The organism is Corynebacterium sp. MSK039, assembly GCF_030232315.1.
Lineage (GTDB): Bacteria > Actinomycetota > Actinomycetes > Mycobacteriales > Mycobacteriaceae > Corynebacterium.
The window spans coordinates 229585-252714 of record NZ_JASPJL010000002.1 but is presented as its reverse complement, the minus strand read 5'-3'; the positions used below and the strand labels follow the sequence as shown (position 1 = coordinate 252714).

At 65.6% G+C, this 23130-nt stretch carries 19 protein-coding genes; 7 read left to right on the top strand and 12 right to left on the bottom strand.

Annotated features, from left to right (window positions below):
- Positions 1-161: 161 nt before the first annotated feature.
- Genes QP997_RS02800 through QP997_RS02785 form a run of 4 tightly spaced genes read right to left on the bottom strand, consistent with a single transcriptional unit; the run spans position 162 to position 3803 of the window.
- Positions 162-1031 (bottom strand): methyltransferase domain-containing protein, encoded by an 870-nt coding sequence (locus QP997_RS02800; RefSeq protein WP_070757441.1) that lies wholly within the window; start codon positions 1029-1031, stop codon positions 162-164.
- 43 nt (positions 1032-1074) lie between these two features.
- Positions 1075-2562 (bottom strand): leucyl aminopeptidase family protein, encoded by a 1488-nt coding sequence (locus QP997_RS02795; protein ID WP_284846141.1) that lies wholly within the window; start codon positions 2560-2562, stop codon positions 1075-1077.
- A gap of 3 nt (positions 2563-2565) precedes the next feature.
- Entirely contained in the window at positions 2566-2910 is a 345-nt protein-coding gene (locus tag QP997_RS02790; protein ID WP_070760952.1) for a DivIVA domain-containing protein, read from the bottom strand.
- A 14-nt stretch (positions 2911-2924) separates the two neighbouring features.
- Positions 2925-3803 (bottom strand): LOG family protein, encoded by an 879-nt coding sequence (locus tag QP997_RS02785; protein WP_284846140.1) that lies wholly within the window; start codon positions 3801-3803, stop codon positions 2925-2927.
- Between the two features lie 166 nt (positions 3804-3969).
- Between QP997_RS02785 and QP997_RS02780 the strand changes: the two genes are divergently transcribed.
- Complete coding sequence (locus QP997_RS02780; RefSeq protein WP_284846139.1) at positions 3970-5394, top strand: amino acid permease; 1425 nt, start codon at positions 3970-3972, stop codon at positions 5392-5394.
- A 110-nt stretch (positions 5395-5504) separates the two neighbouring features.
- Here QP997_RS02780 and dapC read toward each other — a convergent pair whose 3' ends face one another.
- From dapC to typA, 6 genes are all read right to left on the bottom strand, one after another.
- Positions 5505-6659 (bottom strand): succinyldiaminopimelate transaminase, encoded by a 1155-nt coding sequence (dapC, locus tag QP997_RS02775; RefSeq protein WP_284846138.1) that lies wholly within the window; start codon positions 6657-6659, stop codon positions 5505-5507.
- Positions 6660-6756: 97 nt separating this feature from the next.
- Positions 6757-7074: a ferredoxin gene (fdxA, locus tag QP997_RS02770; RefSeq protein ID WP_012359913.1), complete on the bottom strand. Its 318-nt coding sequence runs from the start codon at positions 7072-7074 to the stop codon at positions 6757-6759.
- Between the two features lie 76 nt (positions 7075-7150).
- On the bottom strand, positions 7151-7651 hold the full coding sequence (locus QP997_RS02765) for a hypothetical protein (RefSeq protein WP_284846137.1): 501 nt from the start codon (positions 7649-7651) through the stop codon (positions 7151-7153).
- On the bottom strand, positions 7644-8651 hold the full coding sequence (gene mshB / locus QP997_RS02760) for an N-acetyl-1-D-myo-inositol-2-amino-2-deoxy-alpha-D-glucopyranoside deacetylase (RefSeq protein WP_284846136.1): 1008 nt from the start codon (positions 8649-8651) through the stop codon (positions 7644-7646). The genes QP997_RS02765 and mshB overlap by 8 nt, the downstream gene beginning before the upstream one ends.
- On the bottom strand, positions 8644-10515 hold the full coding sequence (locus tag QP997_RS02755) for an ABC transporter family substrate-binding protein (protein WP_284846135.1): 1872 nt from the start codon (positions 10513-10515) through the stop codon (positions 8644-8646). Before QP997_RS02755 ends, mshB begins: the two co-directional genes overlap by 8 nt.
- A gap of 80 nt (positions 10516-10595) precedes the next feature.
- Complete coding sequence (gene typA / locus QP997_RS02750) at positions 10596-12506, bottom strand: translational GTPase TypA (protein WP_148812524.1); 1911 nt, start codon at positions 12504-12506, stop codon at positions 10596-10598.
- Between the two features lie 353 nt (positions 12507-12859).
- On the opposite strand from typA, the gene QP997_RS02745 reads away from it, so the two are divergent.
- Entirely contained in the window at positions 12860-13567 is a 708-nt protein-coding gene (locus QP997_RS02745; RefSeq protein ID WP_148812527.1) for an Rv1157c family protein, read from the top strand.
- 81 nt (positions 13568-13648) lie between these two features.
- Here QP997_RS02745 and QP997_RS02740 read toward each other — a convergent pair whose 3' ends face one another.
- The gene (locus QP997_RS02740) at positions 13649-14878 is read right to left on the bottom strand and encodes a SulP family inorganic anion transporter (protein WP_262369238.1); all 1230 of its coding nucleotides are present in this window, start codon (positions 14876-14878) and stop codon (positions 13649-13651) included.
- Between the two features lie 195 nt (positions 14879-15073).
- Positions 15074-16243, bottom strand: coding sequence for an acyl-CoA dehydrogenase family protein (locus QP997_RS02735; RefSeq protein ID WP_070757462.1), 1170 nt, complete (start codon positions 16241-16243; stop codon positions 15074-15076).
- 155 nt (positions 16244-16398) lie between these two features.
- Here QP997_RS02735 and QP997_RS02730 point away from each other — a divergent pair, with 155 nt between their 5' ends.
- From QP997_RS02730 to QP997_RS02710, 5 genes are all read left to right on the top strand, one after another.
- A complete protein-coding gene (locus tag QP997_RS02730; protein ID WP_284846134.1) occupies positions 16399-17145 on the top strand; it encodes a DUF4232 domain-containing protein in 747 nt (248 codons plus the stop codon).
- A 37-nt stretch (positions 17146-17182) separates the two neighbouring features.
- Positions 17183-19093, top strand: coding sequence for a DUF2339 domain-containing protein (locus QP997_RS02725; RefSeq protein ID WP_284846133.1), 1911 nt, complete (start codon positions 17183-17185; stop codon positions 19091-19093).
- A 74-nt stretch (positions 19094-19167) separates the two neighbouring features.
- Positions 19168-20094: a DUF808 domain-containing protein gene (locus QP997_RS02720; protein WP_070760976.1), complete on the top strand. Its 927-nt coding sequence runs from the start codon at positions 19168-19170 to the stop codon at positions 20092-20094.
- 7 nt (positions 20095-20101) lie between these two features.
- Complete coding sequence (locus QP997_RS02715; RefSeq protein WP_012359902.1) at positions 20102-20977, top strand: patatin-like phospholipase family protein; 876 nt, start codon at positions 20102-20104, stop codon at positions 20975-20977.
- Between the two features lie 133 nt (positions 20978-21110).
- The gene (locus QP997_RS02710; protein ID WP_284846132.1) at positions 21111-22964 is read left to right on the top strand and encodes a heavy metal translocating P-type ATPase; all 1854 of its coding nucleotides are present in this window, start codon (positions 21111-21113) and stop codon (positions 22962-22964) included.
- Positions 22965-23130: the final 166 nt, after the last annotated feature.

Sequence of the window (23130 nt, the reverse complement as noted above, 5' to 3'; positions counted from 1 at the left end):
ATGCCAACGCCCGGGCGGGAACGCGAGTTCCCTGCCCGGGCTTTAGCTTTGCTATGGGGCGCTGACGTGGCTGGCCGCTGGTGAGCGCGCGTGCCGCGGAGAGGCGTCAACAACAATGTCAGCGACAGCAAGGGGGCTTTGACTCTCCCCTGCTGCTCGCGTTAGGCCTTCGCGAGGCGGGTGATCTTCGCGCGCGCGGTGACGTTCATCTGCGGCGGCAGGTTCTCAATGCGCTCGGCGAGCACCTTGGAGTGAATGTGGCGCGCGGACGGGCTCATGCCGATCTGCGCGGCAATGGAATCCTGGTCGAGGGTCATCTCGAACTCCACGGTCTCCGACTCCCCAACCGGTGTGAGGTGGCCGGAGGCCTGCTCGATCATGCGCTCGACCTTGCCCTCCTCAACCTCGATGATGCCCAGTGGCTCGCGTAGCTCGTGCAGGTGACCGGCGTCCGCCGTGAGGACGACGACCTCCCCACCGGGCTTCAGGATCCGGGCGAACTCGGCAGCGTTGCGCGGAGCGAAGACGACCATGATAGCGTCCACGGACTCGTCCTGGATAGGAAGTCGCGACCATGCGTCCGCGACAATGGCGCCGATGCGGGAGTGGGCCTTAGCCAGGCGCTTGACCGCCGCGGTGGAGACGTCGATGCCCACGCCGCGGGAGTTTTCGATGGTGTCGAGCGCGTGGCTCAGGTAGTAGCCGGTTCCTGCACCGATCTCTACCAGCCCTGGGTGGCTACTCGGCGCGACCCCGGCGTCGTCCAGCACGTCCTCCACCTTGTGGGTGACGGCCTCGACGAAGGGCGCGAAGTGCCCGCCGGTGAGGAAGGTTTCGCGGGCGCTAATCATCGCGGCGTCATCGCCGGAGTACCGAAGCCCGGCTCCGCCGGCGAGCGTCACGTAGCCCTGGCGGGCGATGTCGTAGCTATGCCCCGAGTCGGACACGAGGGTTCGCCACTGCGCGTCACCAGCCGACAGCGCGGTTCCGTCCACCGGGTCCGCCAGCAGATCAATCACATCAGAAAGCACAGTCGCGCTCCTTCATTCAAGCCTCAAGAACTTCTTTTATAAACTATTTGGCTAACCACTGTACAAGCGTGCGGGCACCGAACCCGGTACCGACCGGCGAGACCTCCGCGTAGGTCTGCTCCGCACGCCCCGGACCAGCGATATCCAGGTGGATCAGGTCGACCCCGCGGGTGAACCGGCGGAGGAACATCGCCGCGGTGGTCGCACCCGGCCCCTTCGGTGCCTGGCGGACATCCGCGATCTTCGAATCCACCGCCTGCTCCAGGTACTTCGGCTGCGGCAGCGGCCACCACTGCTCACCGACCTGGGCGCCCCGGCGCGCGAGCTTCAGCGCTACCTGCGGGGTGGGCGCGAACACCGCTCCCGTGCGCAGCCCCAGGGCCAGCTTCGCGGCACCCGTGAGCGTGGCGATGGAGATGATGGCGTTCGGGTCGTACTTCTTAGCCACGTAGCTGATCGCGTCAGCCAGGACCATGCGGCCCTCGGCGTCGGTGTTGGTCACCTCGGAGGTGATGCCACCGTAGTGTTCGACGACATCTCCCGGCCGGTAGGCGTCCCCGGAGACCATGTTCTCCGCCATCGGGACGATCGCGACGACCTTGCGCGGCACCTGTCCTTCCGCGAGGGCCCGGAAGGCGGCGATGACGCTCGCCCCGCCGGTCATGTCCGTGCGCATGAGGTCCATCCCAGCGGCGGGCTTGATGCTGATACCACCGGTATCGAAGGTCACTCCCTTGCCGACCATGGCGATGGGGCTGCGGCGCTGTGGCAGGCCGATGCTTTCGGGATCCCACACCATCTCCACCATGACCGGCGGCCGGGAAGATCCGGAGCCCACCGCAATGATGCCGCCGAAGCCCTTGTTACGGAGCCACTCGGCGTCTCGGACCTTCACCTTGACGCCCGGGATGTTCCCGACCAGCTTCTTCGCGCGCTTAGACAGCCATTCCGGGGACTTCACGTTGCTGGGGGCGTTCGCCAGATCCCGGGACAGGCAGGTTGCCTTACCCAGCTGCACGCCGTCGCGCACCGCGCGGCGCAGCCCCAGGTTCGTGCGATTGTCGATGCTGCGGTGCGCCGGGTTGTCCCATGCCAGGTGGAGGTTGCGTACCGCACCGGGTCGCTTCTCATTCGTTGTGACGAACTCGTGGCCGCCCACGATCGCGCCGATGATGAGGGAGCGTAGCTGGCGCGGCTTGATATTGGCGGGCAGGTGAAGCTGGACGAGATGACGCTTGGAGCGCACCGGGTGGCCTGCGACGACCTGGTTCATGTGGCGGATGACCTGCGCCCCGCGGGCGCGCCAGCCGTCGTCGAGAAAGTCGCTGTGCTCGGAAAAGTCAGATGCCCGCGTGGGCGCATCAGGCAGCCCCACGACCCATTCGACGGGTTCTCCGTTCGCGCTGATCTCAACTCCGCGGGCAGGCTCGCGATCCGCGTCGAAGCGCACATTCAGCACTTCGGTTCCCTCGACGGGCGCGCCGAAGGTGATCTCGGGTACGGCCTGCGGAATCTTGGGAATGGGAGCCACGGTTTATGCCCTTTCTGCTGCTTGTTTATCTTCCTTATTATCCCCGGCGGCTGGGGGCGCTTGCTTATAGTCGCCCGGCTGGCCTGGGTCGCCGAGGTGGGTGGCGAGCCGCTCGAGCAGGGCGTCGACTTCGGCCGCGTCGTACCCGCGGAGGGAGCGGGTGAACTTCACCTGCCGTAGGTTCGCCCCGGTGAGCTCACAATTCGCGCGGAACTCCGCTGCCTGCCTTTCGGCGGGGTGGTCTGCTCGCGGCCCGGTGTACTCCCCCGGGCCGAATACGCGCCCCACCAGGTAAACGAGAAGCCCCGCGACAAGTGCCGCGCCGGCGATCGAAAAGATCCAGTACATCCTTGGGGTTTCTCCTAGGGCTGCTCCCGGCGGAGCATCTCCAGCTCCTCCTCGATTCGACCGCGCTCGCGTTCGAGGTCCTCGCGGCGGCGCTTCAAGCTTTCGGTGTGCTTATCGTGCGCACGGTGGCAAAATTCCATGGCGTCCTCGGGGTCGTCTGTGAGGTGAATCAGGTCGACGTCCTCGGGAGAAATCATCTTCTCCTCGACGAGTCGCTCCTTAATCCAGTCCACCAGCGGACCCCAGAATTCCGTCCCGACGAGGATGATCGGGAAGCGTTGGATCTTCCGAGTCTGAACCATCACCAGGGCCTCGAAGAGCTCGTCGAGGGTACCGAAACCGCCAGGCAGGCAGATGAAGGCCTGGGAGTACTTCAGGAACATCGTCTTGCGCACGAAGAAGTAGCGGAAGTTCATGCCCAGCTGCACCCAGTCGTTGAGGCGCTGCTCGTGGGGCAGCTCGATGCCCAGGCCGATGGAGAGCCCGCCCGCATCTGCCGCACCCCGGTTCGCGGCCTCCATCAGGCCTGGACCACCGCCCGTGATCGTGGCGTAGCCACTGCGGGCGATCAGCGTGCCGATCTGCTGGCCGAGCTTGTAGTACTCGTGGTCTTCCCGGACGCGTGCGGAGCCAAAGACGGTGATCGCCTTCGGGATCTTCGCGAGCGCGCCGAAGCCGTCAACGAACTCGGCCTGGATCCTCATCACGCGCCACGGATCCGTGTGCAACCAGTCGGTGCTGTCCTGGGGCTGAAGCAGGCGTTGGTCGGTCGTGGAGTCCTTCGGCTCCGAGTCCGGGGTCCCCCGGTACAGAACGGGCCCACGGAAACGAAAATCGGAGAGATTGGCCGAATCGGTGGCCGGAAAGTTGGGGGTGGAATCTTCAGTAGTCATCGCTACTTATATTAACGGTGGCCCAGAACACGTGGCCGCCGGCAATCTCCTGGCACGGTCAGCATTCCCCCTTAACAGGTGCAGTGCGCGCCCCCGCGGGCCCGGAAGTGGGCAAAGAAGTGGACTTCATTGTCTGACGCGCGCGTGAATATGGTCTAATTCATACATGAATTCCCCCAATACTCAGTCGGCTGCCGACACCACAGCGGCAAACCCAGCGAGCGGCTCCGCCCTCGGCAAGGGGCTTGAAACCCGACACCTCACCATGATGGGCCTCGGCTCCGCCGTCGGCGCTGGCCTGTTCCTCGGAACAGGCGTCGGCATCGAAGCGGCCGGCCCTGCTGTCCTCTTGTCCTACATCGTCGCCGGTGTCATCGTCATCTTCGTGATGCAGATGCTGGGCGAGCTCGCGGCCGCACGCCCGGCCTCCGGCACGTTCGCCACCTATGGCCGCCTGGCATTCGGTAACTGGGCGGGTTTCTCGCTCGGCTGGCTGTATTACTTCATGCTCGTGATGGTCATGGGCGCCGAGATCACCGGCGCCGGCGCCATCATGGGTAAGTGGTTCGGCGTGGATGGCTGGATTCCTGGCCTGATCGCGGTCGTCTTCTTCACCATCGTCAACCTCACCGCCGTGCGCGGCTTCGGCGAGTTTGAGTACTGGTTCGCGTTCATCAAGGTCGCGGTCATCGTTATCTTCCTCGCCATCGGCCTGGGCCTGCTCTTCGGCTTCTTCCCGAGTTTCGAGAGCCCTGGGCTGTCCCACTTCAGCGACTTCGCGCCGAACGGCATCTCCGGCATGGCTGCCGGCCTGCTCGCTGTTGCTTTCGCATTCGGCGGAATCGAGATCGTGACCATCGCCGCAGCCGAGGCCAAGGACCCCACCACTTCCATTGCCTCCGCCGTGCGCGCCGTCATTTGGCGCATCTCCGTCTTCTACCTGGGCTCGGTCTTCCTGATCACCGCCCTGCTTCCGTACTCCACCCTGGGTGACGCTGAGACCGCCGCAGAGTCCCCCTTCACCCGCGTGCTGGAGCTGGCGAACATCCCGGGTGCTGTGATGCTCATGGAGATCGTCATCGTCCTGGCCCTGCTCTCGGCATGTAACGCCCAGATCTACGCCACCTCCCGCCTGCTGTTCAGCTTCAGTAGCACTGGCTACGCACCGACGTTCTTCCGGAAAACGAACTCCAGGCAGGTTCCGATTCCGGCAGTGTGGGCATCCCTGTTCTTCGCATTCCTCTCGGTGACCCTGCAGGTGTGGGGCCCAGAGAACCTGATCGGCATCCTGTTCAACGCCGTCGGCGGCTCGCTGCTGGTGATCTGGGTGATGATTGTGCTCTCCGAAATCAAGCTGCGCCCGGCTCTCGAGGCCCGCGGCAAGATGACAGTCCGGATGTGGGGCTACCCGTTCTTGCCGTGGCTGACCGTTGCCCTGCTGCTGGGGCTCACAATCCTCATGCTGTGGGATCCCTCGGCTCGTGCCCAGGTCATCACCGTGGCCGTCGCATTCGCTGTACTCTCCGCAGTGGGCTACATCGTGGGCAAGGTTAACCCTGCTGCCCAGGATCACGAGGAGATGACGCTCTAGGACGTCACCGGCTGCTGCGCCCAGGCCCCGCCCGGGGCGCAGCTCGTCCCTGACAAAAGCCAACGGCCTCGGAAGCGCGCTTTGTGCTTCCGAGGCCGTTTTCTTTGGATCTAGACCGCACCCTCACCCAGCGTGGCAAGGCGCTGGGCGGCCTGGGCGATCTGCTCATCGCTGGCGGTCAGCCCCACCCGCACGTGCTGCGTTCCCGCCGGGCCATAGAAGTGCCCCGGAGCCACGAGGATGCCGAGTTCCGCGAACCGGTCCACCGTCTCCCATGCGTCCCGCCCTTCGGTGGCCCAGATATAGAGCCCGGCTTCGGAGTGCTCGACCGTGAAGCCACCAGCGGCCAGCCCGGCAAGCAGCACCTCGCGGCGCTCCCGGTAGCGCTGCCGCTGCAGGGTCTCGAAATCATCGGAGCTAAGCGCCGCGATCATCGCGTGCTGGATCGGCCCCGGCACCATGCCCCCAGCGTGCTTCCGGATCCCGAGAATCTCAGCCATGAGCTGCTGATCCCCCGCGAGCCAGCCCGCACGGTAGCTGGCCATGTTGGAGGTCTTCGACAGCGAGTGCACCGCGATCAGGTTGCGGTGGTCACCATCGCAGACCCGCGGGTCGAGGATGGATACGGGAGCGTCGGCCACCTCAGTGGCCTCCCACCCCAGGCCGAGGTAGCACTCGTCGGAGACGACGATGCAGTCGCGCTGCCGGGCGAAGTCCACGACCTTGCGCAGGTGCTCAACCCCAAGCACCGCGCCGTGCGGGTTCGCGGGCGAGTTGAGGTAAATCAGGGCTGGGGTTTCGGGCCCCAGCTTCAGCAGCGAATCAGCGCGCAGCACCCGGCAGCCCGCGAGTTTCGCGGAGACCTCATAGGTCGGGTACGCCAGCTCCGGGATGACCACCAGCGAATCGGCGTGAATGCCGAGGTCCATCGGCAGGCTCGCGATCGCCTCCTTGGTGCCGATCACCGGCACCACGGCGTCCTCGCTGAGCCCGGTGACCCCGAAGCGTCGGGCCATCGCGGCCACGATGGCTTCCCTTAGTTCAGCGGAACCTTCGGTGGGCGGGTAGCCCGGCTGCCACGCGGCCTCCGCCAGCGCGAGCTGGACGTTCGGGGGGACGTCGTCGACTGGAGTGCCGACGGAGAGGTTAATCATCCCGTCGGGGTGGGCGGCAGCACGCTGCGTCGCCGCAGCCAGAGTGTCCCAGGGAAACGCTGGAAGCCGCTCGGCGGCGGGGGTGCGAAAAGCTGGTGACCGTCGAGTCACGGATTCACTCTCCTCATTGAAAAACTCCCGGTGCCCCACCAGAAGCACCGGGAGCCGGGCACGCGGCCGACACAGTGAAGGCCGGCCTTCCAGCCGCTTAGGCCTGGGGTGGCAGGGCCGCAATCATCGGTGCGTCGAAGTCCTGCGGGCCAAGCGCCGCAGCACCGCCCGGGGAGCCCAGGTCGTCGAAGAACGCCGCGTTAGCGTCGTTGTACTCTTCCCACTCCTCCGGGATGTCGTCCTCGTAGAAGACGGCCTCGACCGGGCAGACCGGCTCACACGCGCCGCAGTCCACGCACTCATCTGGGTGGATGTACAGCATGCGCTTGCCTTCGTAGATGCAGTCCACTGGGCATTCTTCGACGCAGCTGCGGTCGAGGACGTCGACGCATGGTTGCGCAATCGTGTAGGTCATTATTCTTCCTTATGCACTATCGGGTCTAGCGCTAACGGCTAAGCACTTATCTCTTTATTCTGTCACTCGGGCGGGTTCAATTCGAATCACGATCGGCCGTGGGGTCGATATACATGACCGGAATCGCGCCACCCAGCAGCCCCGCTGCGAGCAGCCCGAGCGTGGTGATGCTTTGCGGGATCAGGGTATCCCCGCTGGAGCTGATAGCAGGCCACAGCAGCAGCGCGATGAATCCCGCCAACCAGATCCACGTGGGGATGGCAGCGATCGCTTTATTTGGGGTCCACAGCAGCGCGGTTTTGGTGATGATCCAGTTGAACACTCCCGCGAAGAGGATCGTCCATGGGAACGGAATGCTCACCTCGCCGATGCTGATGCGGCTGCCCAGGTAGAGCACGGAGACGAAGAGTCCGAAGGCAGCCCCAACGCTCAGCCAGGCGATGCCCGCGATCCGCTCGCGGCGGGTGGTGTCACGGCGGACCTGGCTGCGGTTCGGGTCTCCCCAGTGAGGCTCGTTCAGGCGCGCCCCTTCGGGATTGACGGCACGGCGGCCTTGGCTCGTCGCGTTGTCAGCCATTCTCACCCCGTGCCTTCCCGTCGTTACCGTGTTCTTGGGCGGTCCCGTTGCTGGGAACCACGAAGTCAAAGTGTAGCAGACTGATCTGTCTGTTTGCGTTTGGGTCAGCGTTCTTCACCCAGCCCAGCTGATAGCCCTCGACGGGCAGGATCGGCTGGCTGATGAGGTTCGACAACGCGAAGAGGTACTCCCCCGTCGGCGTGACCACGTCCCGAGCTTCGGGGTTGACGTCTGTTCGAGTGCCGTCGGCGACCCACAACTGCGTGGCGTGCGCCGCCATCGCCTTTCGCTTGGCCGCGACGTCCTCGGGCGTGCCCTGGACGAAGGCGTCGATAAACTCTTCCGCGACCAGCGCGACCTCGCCGTCCTTCGCCTCATGCCAGCCTTCCGGCGCCTCCGCGCCCGCCATCGCCGCGTGGAATGCCCCTGCCGGGGTGACGGCCCACCAGATCTCTTGCGGGGTGGCCTCCGCGCCCGCGTCTGCGAGGCGGCGGACTGCCTCGTGAGTCACCCGGTGGGCCCGGATGTGGTCGGGGTGCCCATAGCCGCCGTCGGGGCCATAGGTGACGAGCACCTCCGGGCGCTCACGGCGGAGCACCGCGAGCAGCTGCTCAACCTGCTGTTCCCAGTTATCCTCCGAGTCCCCGGCGAAGGCGCGGGGGTGCCGGATCGTTGGGGTATCCGCCATCCCGGAGTCCCGCCAACGGCTCAGCCCACCTAGGAACTGCGGGCCCTGATGAACCCCCAGGTGCTCGAGGGCCTGCTGTAGTTCCCCGATGCGGAAACCGCCCAGCAGGTCGGAGTGCTCGGAGGTGAGCTTCTGGTACTTCTCCCCGATCACCTCCCCTTCTTCACCGAGCGTGCAGGTCAGCACGGATGTCTCCGCACCTACCCGGGAGCTCGCGGCCACCAAGAGGCCGGTAAACAGGGATTCATCATCCGGGTGGGCGTGGATGAACATCACCCGGCGCGGTGCCGCGTGGGTGGCGGGCTTAGTCATCTGAACTTGGTACCTCCGGTTCTGGGGCTGCCGTCGTCGGTTCCGCCACGTCTTGGCGCGTCCAGCGGGCACCGCCGAAAAAAATTCCACTATAGGGATCGAAAGGCCACTGTTCGACGGGCTTGTCGGAGCCCACGAACTCTGGGCTCGCAGCGTAGTACTGCTCATCGCGCAGGAGTGGCAACAGCACGGACTGGTTCTGCACCAGCGCGTTCACCTGCTCGATAGCCGCGGCGGAATCTTCACCGTCGCGCACCTCGGCGATGGCTTCGTCGATTGCCGGGTCGCAGAGGCCCGTGATGTTCGCCCCGAAGGTTCGCTGCGGGGATCCCTCTGCCGATTCCGTCGACGGGGTGGTCTCCGTCTCGCGGGGCTCTGGCGGCGAGCTCGCCTTGTCGGATTCGGTGGTCTTTTCGCTGGTCGCGGAGCTGACGGTCGGCTCCTCAGACTTGCTGTCTTCGCCCGAGGTCTTATCCTCGGCAGTCCGTTCCTCAGCCTGACGCAGCGTCTCCGGCTGGACGCAGGAGAACTGGTTAGCCACGTCCGTGGGGGTATCGGGTGTTCGCCCCCACAGCACCGAAGCGTCCACCTCCCCCTCGGGGATCATCGTCTCCAGCAGATTTTCCGCATCCACAGTCAGAGCCTGGGCGTTGATCCCGTTGCGGCTGAGCTCATCAGCGATCGTGCGGGCGGCGATGGCCGCCTGCTTGTCGTTATTGGGAGCCGCGATGGTGAAGGGCCTCTCCTCGAACAAAGCCCGGGCCTCGTCCGGCATCTGTTCGATGGGTCGCTCGCCCCAGTCCGGAGGGGTGACCTCCCTATTCCCGGAGACGATCTGCGCCACGGTGCCCGGCTTGATCGCCGCCAAGGCTGCGCGGCGCACAGCCATCTGGTTCATCCGCTCCGAATCGAGGTTGAGAGCGAAGTTCAGCTGGACCTTCCGGTCCCGCTGGGTGCCGCGGACATCCGGCACCTCGCCGAGGGTCAGCGCCGCCAGCCCCGCTGGGTAAGAGGCGTACATCTGCAGCTGACGGGAGCGCAGCATCTGCGCCCCCGTGTGCACATCCGGAACCGCCCGGAGGATCAGCTTATCCGTGGCGGCAGGGGCTGATCCCCAGTAGCGGTCGTTGCGCTGCAGCTCAATGACACCGCGCCCAGCGTCCACCGCGTGGACCCGATAAGCGCCGCCGGAAGCGACCGATCGCTCGTTCATCATCGTGGCGAACTGCTGCCCCTCAGCCCGGTAGATATGGCTCGGCAGCAGGTGCCGGAACAACTGCCGCCAACCTTCCTGCGGCTCGCTGAAACTCACGCGAACCTTTGAGCCTCCCCCGGAGACCTTGATCCCAGAGATCTTGCTGTACTGGGCAGCATTCTCCGCGATGCGCTGGGTGCGCAGCTCATCCCAGAGGTACTGGAAATCACTGCCGGAGATCGGGGTGCCGTCGGACCACTGGGCGTGCGGCCGCAGGGTGTAGGTCACCTCGGTCGGCGCCACCGGGTTATCGGCATCCACCTTGACCAGGAGGTCCTTGTTCATCACCCAGCGGTTGCCGACGCGGTTGAACGCGGACGGCAGCGTGAGATCAGCGACCGCCATCGTGGATTGGCCCAGGTTGCCGACGATGTGCGGATTCAGATTGCCGTCGAATTCATCGACGCCGATGTTGATCTCCCGCAGCTTCGAATCCGGGGTGTCTGCGTTCTTTTCCTCGTTAGGCTCCTTGGCCTTGGGCTTGGCCGGCTCCTCCACGGTGGGGGCATCTCCAGGGCGGGCCTGGCAGCCTGCCAGCACGAGACTAAGCGCCACCGGGGTGGTCATGAGGGCAGCAAAAAAGCGCTGACGGGGTTGCCTCTGAGTCATTGCCAAGACCAACCTCCGTCAGCGCCACTGCGCTCTATCACGCCCGTGCGGGTGGCTCCCCACCGCGGGCGAAGAGCACACTACTTGTTACGAGCCTTTTCGCGGGACCGGGCGCGGGCACGCTCGGTTGCGTTAAGAACCAGCTTACGCACGCGGATGACGTCCGGCGCGACCTCGACGCACTCGTCGTAGCCACAGAATTCCATGGCCTCCTCGAGGCTCATCTCGTGGGCCTTCGCCAGGGTCACGGTGGTGTCCGCGGACGCGGCACGCATGTTCGTCAGCTTCTTTTCCTTGGTGACGTTGACGTCCATGTCCTCGTCGCGGTTGTTCGCACCGACGACGACGCCCTCGTAGACCTCGGCGCCCGGCTCGACGAAGAACTGACCGCGGTCGGCGAGGTTGATCAGCGCATAAGCAGTGACCTGGCCGGTGCGGTCCGCGACCAGGGAGCCCGTCGGGCGGCCCTTGATCTCGCCGGCCCAGGGCTGGTAGCCCGCAGAGTAGTGGTTGGCGATACCGGTTCCGTGGGTCTCGGTCATGAAGACGGTGCGGAAACCGATGAGGCCACGGGCGGGCACGATGAAGTGCATGCGGATCCAGCCGGAGCCGGTGTTATCCATGGATTCCATGCGGCCCTTGCGGGCGGCCATCAGCTGGGTGATGTTGCCCAGGTACTCCTCTGGAGTGTCGATGGTGAGGTTCTCGTAGGGCTCCATGAGCTGGCCGTTTTCGGTGCGGGTCACGACCTGTGGCTTGCCGACGGTGAGCTCGAAGCCCTCGCGGCGCATCGTCTCCACGAGAACGGACAGTGCCATCTCGCCACGGCCCTGGACCTCCCAGGCGTCGGGGCGCTCGGTCGGCAGCACGCGCAGGGACACGTTACCGATCAGCTCCTGGTCGAGGCGGGCCTTCACCATGCGGGCGGTGAGCTTATCGCCACCACCGCGACCAGCCATCGGGGAGGTATTCACGCCGATGGTCATGGAGATCGCAGGCTCGTCCACGGCGATGCGTGGCAGCGGGTTCGGGTGCTCCGGGTCGGCGAGGGTATCGCCGATCATGATGTCATCGATGCCGGAGATCGCGGCGATGTCACCAGCGATGACTTCCTGGGCGGGCACACGGGTCACGCCGACGGTGCGCAGGAGCTCGGCGATCTTCGCGGTCTTGACGTGCTGCTCGCCCTCCTCGTCGTAGTGGATCCACGCGACCTGCTGGCCCTTGCGCAGCACGCCGGAGTGGACGCGGACCAGGCCGATGCGGCCCAGGAAGGAGCTGGAGTCGAGGTTCGTGACGTGAGCCTGCAGCGGGCCTTCGACGTCGGCGGAGGGCTCCGGGAGGGTGTCGTACAGGACGTCGAAGAGGGGCTGCAGGTCCGGGGAGTTCGGGACGTTGCCGTTGCCCGGATTCTCGGTGGACGCCTTGCCCTCGCGGCCGGAGGTGTAAAGCACCGGCAGCTCCAGAAGGGACTCGGCGGCCTCCATGGCCTCCTCGTCCTCCAGGGTGGAAGCCAGCTCGAGGAGCAGGTCCTGCGCCTCTTCGACAACCTCGTCGATGCGGGCGTCCGAGCGGTCGGTCTTGTTCACGCAAATGATGACCGGCATCTTGGCGGCCAGTGCCTTGCCGAGCACGAAGCGGGTCTGTGGCAGCGGCCCCTCGGATGCGTCGACGAGCAGCACCACGCCGTCCACCATGGACAGGGCGCGCTCAACCTCGCCGCCGAAGTCGGCGTGGCCTGGGGTGTCGATCACGTTGATGACGAGGTCGGAGCCGTCCTTACCGAGCCCCTTGCGGCGAATCGCGGTGTTCTTCGCAAGGATCGTGATGCCCTTTTCGCGCTCCAGGTCACCAGAATCCATGACACGGTCCTCGACCTCCGCGTGCGGGTCGAAGGCGCCAGACTGGCGCAGCATGGCATCGACGAGAGTCGTCTTTCCGTGGTCGACGTGCGCGACGATGGCGACGTTTCGAAACTCGGTATGGGTCACTAGTTCAACGCTTCCTTAAAAATATCGACTATGAGCGATTGGCCACTCCTACGGAGCCAATGTTAGCGCCGCGGTTGACTCCACTATTTTTCCACATGCCTCGAAGTTTTTCTGCATGCGTTATCCCAGCCCGTGCTCGTCACCCCTGCGCACTCCCCCGCTTCCGGGGTCAGGTGGCGGCCAGAAAAGTTTTATCGTTTTCCCCAACTTTTCACGCCGTGCTGATATTGTGAACCAAACCAAACAACAATCGTGCAAGCGCTGACTGCCCTCTCCCATAGAACGGTGATGAGCAGCACCAGGCTTGCCGGTCCGAAATACTCCGCAACCAGCACTGGAAGGCACCACCCGGAATGAACGTCAAGGCCATTTCCTCTCGCAAGCGCACGTGGGGCCGCCGCGCCGCCACGACCCTCGCCGCGATGGCGCTCAGCGCCACGGCCGTCATCAGCCCAGCGCAGGCAGCTCCTGTCGGCTCTCTCGATCACCTCGGCCGTCCGGCACCGCACGTGCTGAACCAGATCGAGCAGTTCGCCAACACCCCTGGCCTGCCTGACAAGGCCAAGTCCGCCCTCGAGTCGGTGGTCGGCTTCTTCCGTGGCGATGGCGACAAGGATCCTGGCGTCTACCTGCCGGAGGGCGGCCCGGCATTCACCCAGTTCGCTTTCCCGACCATGTCCATGAAGTGCATCGGCGGCAAGAACAAGGCCGTTGGTACCGCCATGGCCGTTCCGGGCCCGGCTGCCCTGCCACTGCCTGGCGTGGCAGCGGGTGAGGTGAACTTCGTCTTCACCGCACTGGGCACGGGCCCGGCTGCGAAGAAGCAGGCCATCCCGATGCGCGTCCACTGGGTGAACATCAACAACGGCCGCATCGGCACCACCGTGCTGGGCAACAACGGCATCAACCCGAAGGGCCCGGGCACCGTCAACGGTGCTGCGAAGACCGGTCCGGGCACCGTCCTGGCTCTGCTTGAGGGCGGCGTGACCACCGTGGAGGAGGACTTCGGCCCATCCAACTGTGGCTTCAGCCCGACCGTCGCGATGATCAACGTCCGCTAGGAGCGGCGGCGCTGAGTCGCACCGACTAGCAAAAGAGCCCGTGGCCTCCGAGGCCACGGGCTACGTGCCAGACACAAGCGACTACGCTGCCTCGCCCCCACTTTCCGTGGGGGCGATTTTTGTGAGCGCCACGCCCACCGCGGCACCCAAAACCACACCCACCGCGAGGTTATTGGTGGCCAGGGTCGCAGTGAAGACGCACATCATCACCAGCGAGTGCTGCCACGGCAACCGCAGTAAGCCCTTGGGGCTCACGGTGTACCAGGAGATCGTCTTCAGAGAGACGATGACCATCACCGCAGCCAGCGCTGCCATGGGGATGGCGGAGACGACCTGGTGCAGCGAAAGGATGAATAGCAGCAAAAACCCGCCAGCGGCAATCGAGGAGAAGCGGGTGCGGGCATGGGATTCCTCAACGTTGACCATCGTCTGGCCGATCATGCCGCAGCCGCCCGTTCCAGCCAGCGCACCGGCGGCGATATTAGCCACGCCCTGACCCCAGGATTCGCGGGTCTTGTTGGAGGAGGTCATGGTCATCCCGTCCACCAGCTGGCCTGTCATCACCGACTCCACCAGCCCGACGGCGGCGAAGCCCAGTGCGTAAGGCAGCACGAGAAAGAATGTCTCCCAGGTCCACGGGACATCCGGCATGCGCACCTCGGGCAGCCCACCGGTGAGACCACCCATGTCCCCCACATCCGGCACCCGCCAGCCGAGAATCACGACCATCAGGGTCAGGATCGCGATGGCGATCAGTGGTGCGGGGATCGCAGCGGTGATCTTCGGGAAGATAAGCAGAGCGGCGATGCCAATGGCGAAGAGCACCCACACCGGCCAGTCGGCACCGATGATGTGCTCCAGCTGGGCGGTGAGGATCATGATGCCCAGGGCGTTGACGAATCCGGCCATGACCTCGGGTGTGATGAAGCGCTGCAGCTTGGCTACACCCAGCAGGCCGAAGATCACCTGAATGATGCCGGCCAGCACGACCGTCACGATGAGGTAATCCGTCCCGTGGCTGGCCACGAGGGGCGCAATGACTAGGGCGGTGGCGCCGGCAGCGCCGGTGATCATCGCCGGTCGCCCACCCGTGAACGCGATGACGAAGCACAGCACCACCGTGGAAAACAGCCCCACCGCGGGGCTCACACCGGCGAGGATCGCGAAGCTAATGACCTCGGGTATCAGAGCGAAGGAGGTGGCTAGTCCGGCCAGCACCTCCGTGCGGAATCGCTGTCGGCTGCTGAAGGCTTCGCGGAAGGAGCCCACCACCGATTGATACGGCGGCCCCTGGGGAACGGTACGTGGCATGTGGTTAAGCATAACGGGCTGCGGATATGCCCCACGGCCCCGCCCCCAGGAGGGTTAGCTACTCGAAGGCGTGGCGGTCATCCTGCTTGAGTCCATGCGCGGCACTGATCCTTGCCGCGCACAAACAGAAAATCCGCCCCGGGCGGCGCTATGTGGCGCTCCGGAGCGGATCATGGGCTACGGCCCGCTGCGGCGTTAGCCCAGAATCTGGCGACCCATCACCATGCGGCAGATCTGGTTGGTGCCCTCGTAGATCTGGGTGATCTTGGCGTCGCGCATCATGCGCTCGACCGGGAAGTCGCGGGTGAAGCCGTAACCACCGAGCAGCTGAACCGCGTCAACGGTGACCTCCATCGCGACGTCGGAGGCGAAGGCCTTGGAGCCCGCGGCCATCAGCCCCAGTCGCTCCCCGCCCTCGGCGACCCCGCGCTCCGCGTTGGATGCTGCGGTGTAGATCATCAGCCGGGCGGCATCGATCTTCATCTTCATGTCGGCGAGCATGAACTGAGTGTTCTGGAAGTCCGCGATGGCCTTACCGAACTGCTTGCGCTCCTTGACATAGGCCACGGCCTGATCAAAAGCTCCCTGGGCGATGCCGAGGGCCTGGGCGCCGATGGTCGGGCGGGTGTGGTCCAGGGTCTGCAGGGCGGTCTTGAAGCCGGTCCCCTCTTCGCCGATCATGCGGGAAGCCGGCACGCGGCAGTCCTCGAAGTACAGCTCTGCGGTCGGGGAGCCCTTGATGCCGAGCTTGTGCTCGAGCCCACCGACGCGGAATCCCGGGTCGTCCTTGTGCACCATGAACGCGGAGATGCCACGGGCTCCCGCCTCCGGGTCGGTGACGGCCATGACGGTGTACCAGGAGGAACGCCCGCCGTTGGTGATGAAGCACTTGGAACCGTTGATGACCCACTCGTCGCCCTCGCGCACCGCGCGGGTCTTCATCGCACCAGCGTCGGAGCCAGCCTCGCGCTCGGTCAGCGCGTAGGAGGCGAGCTCACCGTTGGCGATATCCGGGAGCACTTCCTGCTTCAACTCGTCGGAGCCGTTGAGGATGAGGCCCATGGTGCCGAGCTTGTTCACGGCCGGGATCAGGGAAGACGAGCCACAGACGCGGGCGACCTCCTCGATCACAATGACGGCCGCGAGGGAGTCCGCCCCCTGGCCACCGCACTCCTCCGGGACGTGGATCGCATTGAACCCGGATTCGTTCAGCGCCTTGAGGGCCTCCTCCGGGAAGCGCTCATTTTCATCGACGTCCTGCGCGTACGGGGCGATGTCGCGCTCCGCGAGACCGCGGATGGCTTCCCGCAGCTCCTGGTACTCCTCTGGGAGCTTGAATGGTTCGAAGTCCGGGTTGAACCCCATAGGTGACCTCCACAAATTGCGTTTAGGAATTGTGTTCTAGATAACTATCTGACACTGTAGCGCGCCGCGGGATACCGGGGCAGCATTGTCACGATTTCACAACTTTTATCCCTTCCGGTTCTCGGTTTTTCCGCAGCTTAGTTACCCTAAAATTCATGATTCAGTCCGAGCCGCGCAGCAACGCCAAATCCGCATCCCAGCCAGGCCGCAGGGGCACCGACCCCGCGATCCCTGCCGTTTCACTGGGCGCAGCCACCTCCTCCCCCGCAGGCACGCGCGCCTCCCGGTGGGCCCGGCGCGCCGCTGCAGGGCTGGGTGCAGCAGCGCTGGCACTGACCGCCGCCTGTAGCGGGGGCGCCAACAACCCCGAGGACGCCGAGCCACAGTCGCTGTCCTCGCAGACGGATCGCGAATCCACCGCCAATGCCGAGTCCGCTTCCGCTGGCCTGGCGGCCGCCGGTGATGAGCGCAAGCGCGACGGCCTGTGCACCACCCCTGATCTGAAGATTGACACGGACAACATGCAGGGCGCGGCCGGCAGCACCTTGCTGGACATCGTATTCACGAACACTGGCGACGAGGAATGCTCGCTCGAGGGATACCCCGGGGTCAGCCTCGTGACCGATAACAACGGCACGCAGCTGGGCGCCAGCGCCGATCGCGAGGAGTCCGGCGAGTCCGAAAAGGTGACTCTCCAGCCGGGTGACCGCGCAACCGCATCGGTGCGCATCACAAAGGTCGGGGCGCTGGACCCTGAGGAGTGCAGCCCGAAGGCAGCCGACGGGATCCGCGTCTACCCGCCGGAGGAGACCCGCTCAGCCTATATCGAGCTCAAGGGGCTCGAGGGCTGCACCGGGAAGGATAAGTACATGTCCGTGCAGCCAGTGCGCGCCGCCCAGTAGCAGCTGACCAGGGGGTTCCATGGGCGCAGCGAGGTCAGTGCGGTTTGCCACTTTCGCCATCATCCTCGCCGCCACCGCGCTCAGCGCATATCGGGTGGCTGGCCGCACCCTGTACTGGGATGACTTCCTGATCCCCGCCACCTACGGCGCCCCGGAGCAGCTCTCGTTCACGGGGCTCTTCCTCCCCCACGACGGGCACCTCATGCCCGGCGCGATCGCCCTCCAACTGGCGGTCGACCGCATCGCCGCTCTGGAATGGTGGCTGCCGGCCACGCTGATCGTGGTCGGCACCTTTGTGTCTGCTGTGCTGTGGGCTGCCAGTGGGGTCGCTCGAGGTCGCCCGTTGGTGCTCGCCCTGCTCTGTTTCTCCCCATTCCTGGGGGCTGCGCTGGGCTGGTGGTCGGCGGCCATCAACGCGCTGGCCTGGCAAATCACCTGCGCTGTGGCGCTGTTGCTGCTGCGCCGGACGAGGCCGTCTTCTCGCGCTCGGCTTGCAGTGCGCGGTGCTGCGGTGGCTGTCACAGTCTTCGTCGGGTTGCTGTTCACGGAAAAGGCGCTCTCCATCCTCCCCCTGCTCACCGCCTTGGCGCTGTTCTTCCCGTCCTTCCTCTATCCCCAGTGTCAGGACGTCGCGTCGCGACGCATGCGGGCCCTCACCCTTGCGCCTGGGTGGTTGGTCACCGCCGCGTGGGCGGTGCTCTATGTTGCGGTGACGCGGACTGAGCCGTCCACCGGGGAGGCGTCGGGGTCCGTGGTGTGGGGTGCGGTACCGCGGGCGCTGCGGGAGGCAGTTCTCCCCGGGGTTCTCGGTGGGCCGTGGAGCTTTGAGCGTTGGGCGCCTGGTGGCAGCTTCGCCTCCCCCTCGGCTGCAGTGGGCTGGCTCGCTGCGGTCGGGGCCATCGTACTCGTGGCGGTGTGGCTTGTCCGGCATGGCCAGGGGCCCGTTGGCACTCGGCTGCGGGCCGGCGGGCTGGTGCTCTCGTTGGGTTACCTGGCGCTGGTTTTTCTCGCCCTAGCCTTGGCCCGCTCTGGTGCCAACACGGCGGACGTGATCACCGCCTCGCTGCATTATTACTCCGATGCCTTCACCGCGGCCGTCCTGTTGTGCACCGCGGCTGCCGTGCAGGCGGAGGCCCGAGCGCTCCCCGACCATCGGATCGCTGGCCACGCGGCACCAGCTGATGGTGCCCCGCGGACAAGCACCACGCGCCGTCATGGTGCCAAGGGCAAGTCCCAGACTCCGCGGGCCCGCGCTATCGTGCAGGCCGTCCTCGCCGTGGGATTCATCGCCTCCTCCACCGCCACGACCGTCAGCTATCTGGATAGCTGGCATGACGATGAGACCGCCGAGTGGCTGCGCACCGTCAAGTCCAGCCTGCGGGCTGCACCCGCCCCGCTTCTGCCGCAACCCGTTCCAGCCATGATCGCGAACCGCTACGACGGCCCGCGGGTCGACATCGGCGAGGTCGCCCGCTCCCTGCCTGATTGGCCCGGCGTGTCAGCCGGGACGCCACGCCCCATGTTCCTTAACGACGAGGGGAAGCTGGTGGCCGCGGACGTCCTGAAACTCGCGGTCAACGAGCAGCCAGGCGGCAAGAAATGCGGACAGCGGATCCCCTTAAACGAACCGACGCTGGTCAAGCTCAGCGCGCCGCTGAAGTTCGGCGAGTGGACCTGGGTGCTGAACACCACGGCGAGCACCCCCGTCACGCTGCGCATCCTGACCCCCAATGGGCTCGAAAGCTACGAGGATTCCCTGGCCCGCGCGCACCGGGTCGCGGTCCCCGCCGAACTGAACCAACAGCACGTGCGGGTCTCCGGGGGCGGGAACACGATCGAGGTCCTGGCGGCCCCACAGCAGCGCTCCACCCCCGCGAACGGTAACTATGTGTGCCTGGGAGCAGGCGCGATCGGTCCGCTCCTCCCCAAGGAGCGCTCGGCACACTAAACTTGGGCCTTCTTGGCAACCCGGGCGAGCGCGACTGTGCCCCCGCCTCAGAACCGAAAGGCTACAACCGGACTATGGCAGGTGGACTCGCCGCCCTCTTGGATGACGTTGCGCTGATCGCGAAGAAGGCCGCGGCCACGGTGGATGACGTCGCTGCGGCCGCCGGACGCACGAGCGCGAAGGCCGCGGGAGTGGTGGTCGACGACGCCGCGGTGACCCCAAAGTTCGTCCAGGGCGTGACCCCTGCCCGCGAGCTGCCGATCATCTTCCGCATCGGGCGGGGCTCACTGTTCAACAAGCTCGTGATCATCCTGCCGCTGGCGCTGCTGCTGAGCTGGCTCGCCCCGTGGGCGCTGATGCCCCTGTTGATGGTGGGCGGGTTCTATCTCTCCTTCGAGGGGGCGGAGAAGGTCGCCGAGAAGCTCGGAATCGTCGCCCATCACGACGCCGAGAGCGAAGAGGTCGTCGAGGAGGACGCGCTGGTAAAGCAGGCGATCCTCACGGACTTCATCCTCTCGGCGGAGATCATGGTCATCTCGCTGAACGAGGTGGCCACCGAACCCTTCTTCAACCGCACCCTCATCCTCATCATCGTCGCCCTAGCGATCACGCTCGGTGTCTACGGCTTCGTGGGCCTGCTGGTGAAAATCGACGATATCGGGCTGCGGCTCATCGCCACCGACAAACCCACGGCCGCCCGCTTCGGCCGGGGCCTGGTCACGGCGATGCCGAAGATACTGAACACCATCGCGGTGATCGGCACCTTCGCGATGCTCTGGGTGGGCGGGCACATCCTGCTCTCCGGCTTCGACGAGCTCGGCTGGCATTGGCCACACGAGGTCGCCGCAGCTGCGAGCGGTGCCGTCGAATCCTGGGGAGGTTTCGCCTCCTGGACCGCGGAAACCCTGTGTAGCCTCGGGTTTGGGCTCGTCGCCGGGTTCATCGTGCTTGGCATCGTCGCTGTGTGCAAGGCGATCGCGACGTCGATAAAGAAGAAGTAGGGAAAACATGCTGGATGCAAGAAACGTTGCCCTCGTCCTGGAAGGCGGCGGCATGCGCAATAGCTACACCGCGGCCTGCATCGACCAGCTACTCGCCCATGAGGTGAAGTTCGGCTGGGTCGGCGGGGTGAGCGCAGGTGCCTCGCACACCGTGAACTTCCTCTCCGGCGACCGGCTGCGCGCCCGCGAGAGCTTCATCACCCTTCCTGCCCACCCCACGGCGGGCGGGATGTCGTCCTTCATGCGGGGCAACGGCTACTTCAATTCGGACTTCATCTACGAGCAGGCCGCGCTGCCGAACGCATCGATCCCCTTCGATTTCGAGACCTTCTTCGCGGACGACACCCCCTTTTCGATCAGCGCGTTGCGGGCCGACACGGGAGAAACGGTCTCCTGGGGTCGCGGTGACCAGCACAACGACGGCGACCTGATGAAACAGGTTCGGGCTAGCTCGACGATCCCCGCCCTGATGCCGACGACCATCATCGACGGGGTGCCCTACGTGGACGGCGCGCTGGGTGACACGGGTGGCCTCGTGCTGCCGAATGCGATCGAGGCCGGCTTCGATAAATTCCTGATTCTGGCAACGAAACCTCGCAACTACACGCGCCCGGCGATGGGGTCCCCACAGCTCGTGCGCCTGTTCAACCGCAAGTACCCGGCGGTGGCGGAGGCTGCATTGACGAGACACGAGCGTTATAACGCGGTGCGGGAGCAAATGACCGAGCTGGAGCGCCAGGGCAAGGCCATGATCTTCTACCCGGAGAACATGATGGTCACCAGCACCGAGCGCAAGGTACGCGCGCTGCGACGAAATTACGCGCTGGGGATGCAGCAGACGATGCGCGAGCTCCCCCGGTGGTTGGAGTTCCTGCGGGACTAGTCCGCTGCGCAGAAATGGCCTGAAGAACCCGGGGCTGACCGCCGAGCCTCAGCTTTCCGAAGCCCAGCATAACCGCAGTTCAGATAGGCTATCCTTGCTAGAGAAACGCGCATTAATAGGCGAATATGTGCGTATGCTTAAAAATCTCCAACGCTACTGGCTGGTCTACCTCGCGCTGGTAGTCCTGGCCACGACGGGCGCGCTCCGGCTGATGGAGCAGCCAGTCGCCGCCCAGTGGCTCGCCTCAGTATTCATCGTGGCGGTGATCCTCTGGGTGGGTGCGGACATGATCCGCGACCTGCTGCGCGGGCACACCGGCCTGGATATCCTCGCCGTGGTCTCAATGACGGCCACCTTGCTGGTGGGTGAGTATGTCGCGGGCCTGATCATCGTCCTCATGATCACCGGGGGCGAGGCCTTGGAGGATTACGCGCAGGCCCGCGCGGAACGCAACCTCACGAATCTTCTGAACCGCGCCCCGCAGCACGCGCTCCGCCTGCTCTCGGCGGATTCCGACGAGGTCGAGGAGATCGCGGTGTCGGAGATCGCGGTCGGGGACGTCATCCTGGTCCGCCCAGCCGAGCAGATCCCGGTGGACGGCACGCTGCTTTCCGAACACGCCAGCGTGGACGAGTCCGCGCTGACCGGCGAGCCCCTCAGCGTCGATAAGCACACCGGCGACGAGGTGATGTCTGGCTCCCTGGCTGGCCAGGCGGCCCTTCGTCTGCGGGCGGATCGGGTGGCCGCGAATTCTCAATACCAGCGGATCATCGACCTGGTGGCCACGGCCCGCGAGGAAAAGGCCCCGGTCGTGCGCATCGCCGACCGTTTCGCGCTCCCATTCACGGTCTTCGCCGTTCTCCTCGCTGCGGTGGCGGCGTTCATCGCTCAGGACGCCACCCGCTTCGCCGAGGTGCTCGTGCTGGCCACCCCGTGTCCGCTGATCATCGCAGCCCCCGTGGCCTTCCTGGGTGGGCTGTCGCGCGCCTCTGAGCGGGGCATGGTGGTCAAAGGCGGTGGCGTGCTGGAACAGCTCGCCACGGTGCGCTCCGCCGCTTTCGACAAGACCGGCACCCTCACCTCGGGTCGGCCGCAACTGGAGCACATCGATACCAGCAATGGCTGGCAGGAAGACCAAGTTCTGGCTCTCGCCGCGGCAGCGGAGCGCGGCTCCACCCACGCGCTCGCCGAGGGGATCATGCAGGCCGCCGAGGCCCGTGGGGTCACCGTCCCCACTGCCACGGATTTCGAAGAAATCGCCACGAATGGTGTGGCTGCCGAGGTCGGTCGGCACCAGGTCCGGGTCGGCAAGCTGAGCTTCATCCAGCAGACCGACCCGGCGGCGCATGCGGCGGAGGCGCTATCCGGGGAGACGGTCGCCTATGTCGCGGTCGACGGCCAGTTCGCTGGATCACTGCACATGGTCGACCAGGTGCGCCCGGAAGCGGGTGCGTTGATTCGCTGGCTACGCAACCAGGGTGTCGGCAAGCTCGCGATCCTCACCGGTGATGCAGAGCCGACGGCGACGGCCGTCGCCGAAAAGCTAGGCATCAACGAGGTCCACGCCGGGCTGCTGCCGAAGGACAAGGTGGAGCTGGCGGGCAACCTCGCTCCCCACCCGACGATGATGGTCGGCGACGGCATCAATGACGCCCCGGTGCTCGCCGCGGCAGACGTCGGCATCGCCCTTGGCGTGCGGGGAACGACGGCGGTCGGCGAGGCCGCGGACGCCGTCATCTTGAAGGACAGCCTCGCTCCCCTGGCCGAGGCGATCGAGGTCGCTCGGCACACACTGCGGACCGCCAAGACCGCGATCATCATCGGTATCGCGCTCTCGGTGGGGCTGATGCTGGTGGCGGCATTCGGGTACATCCCGGCGGTCGCGGGCGCCCTGTTGCAGGAGGTCGTGGACCTCGCGGCGATCCTGTACGCGCTGCGGGCGCTACAGGCGCCAGTGGCCAATCTCGAGGGTTCCGCGCAGCGTTAGCCGCACCGCTCACTCTTCGCCTGCCCCCATGCTGGGGCGCTGCGCACGCTCTGCAGGCTTCTGACCCGGCCGTTACAGTGGGACTCAAAGGGCACCACTGTGGCTGGTCGCCCCGGACCGGCAACCAGCCGCAACTGCTTCTTAAAAAACAGAAACTTAGGTCTGA

Coding starts and splice junctions, on each gene's coding strand:
- QP997_RS02785 (WP_284846140.1), bottom strand. CDS start 3,803: ATGACTACTGAAGATTCCACCCCCAACTTTCCGGCCACCGATTCGGCC.
- QP997_RS02790 (WP_070760952.1), bottom strand. CDS start 2,910: ATGTACTGGATCTTTTCGATCGCCGGCGCGGCACTTGTCGCGGGGCTT.
- QP997_RS02755 (WP_284846135.1), bottom strand. CDS start 10,515: ATGACTCAGAGGCAACCCCGTCAGCGCTTTTTTGCTGCCCTCATGACC.
- QP997_RS02735 (WP_070757462.1), bottom strand. CDS start 16,243: ATGGGGTTCAACCCGGACTTCGAACCATTCAAGCTCCCAGAGGAGTAC.
- QP997_RS02730 (WP_284846134.1), top strand. CDS start 16,399: ATGATTCAGTCCGAGCCGCGCAGCAACGCCAAATCCGCATCCCAGCCA.
- QP997_RS02710 (WP_284846132.1), top strand. CDS start 21,111: ATGCTTAAAAATCTCCAACGCTACTGGCTGGTCTACCTCGCGCTGGTA.
- QP997_RS02745 (WP_148812527.1), top strand. CDS start 12,860: ATGAACGTCAAGGCCATTTCCTCTCGCAAGCGCACGTGGGGCCGCCGC.
- QP997_RS02715 (WP_012359902.1), top strand. CDS start 20,102: ATGCTGGATGCAAGAAACGTTGCCCTCGTCCTGGAAGGCGGCGGCATG.
- QP997_RS02780 (WP_284846139.1), top strand. CDS start 3,970: ATGAATTCCCCCAATACTCAGTCGGCTGCCGACACCACAGCGGCAAAC.
- QP997_RS02720 (WP_070760976.1), top strand. CDS start 19,168: ATGGCAGGTGGACTCGCCGCCCTCTTGGATGACGTTGCGCTGATCGCG.
- QP997_RS02740 (WP_262369238.1), bottom strand. CDS start 14,878: ATGCCACGTACCGTTCCCCAGGGGCCGCCGTATCAATCGGTGGTGGGC.
- fdxA (WP_012359913.1), bottom strand. CDS start 7,074: ATGACCTACACGATTGCGCAACCATGCGTCGACGTCCTCGACCGCAGC.
- QP997_RS02765 (WP_284846137.1), bottom strand. CDS start 7,651: ATGGCTGACAACGCGACGAGCCAAGGCCGCCGTGCCGTCAATCCCGAA.
- mshB (WP_284846136.1), bottom strand. CDS start 8,651: ATGACTAAGCCCGCCACCCACGCGGCACCGCGCCGGGTGATGTTCATC.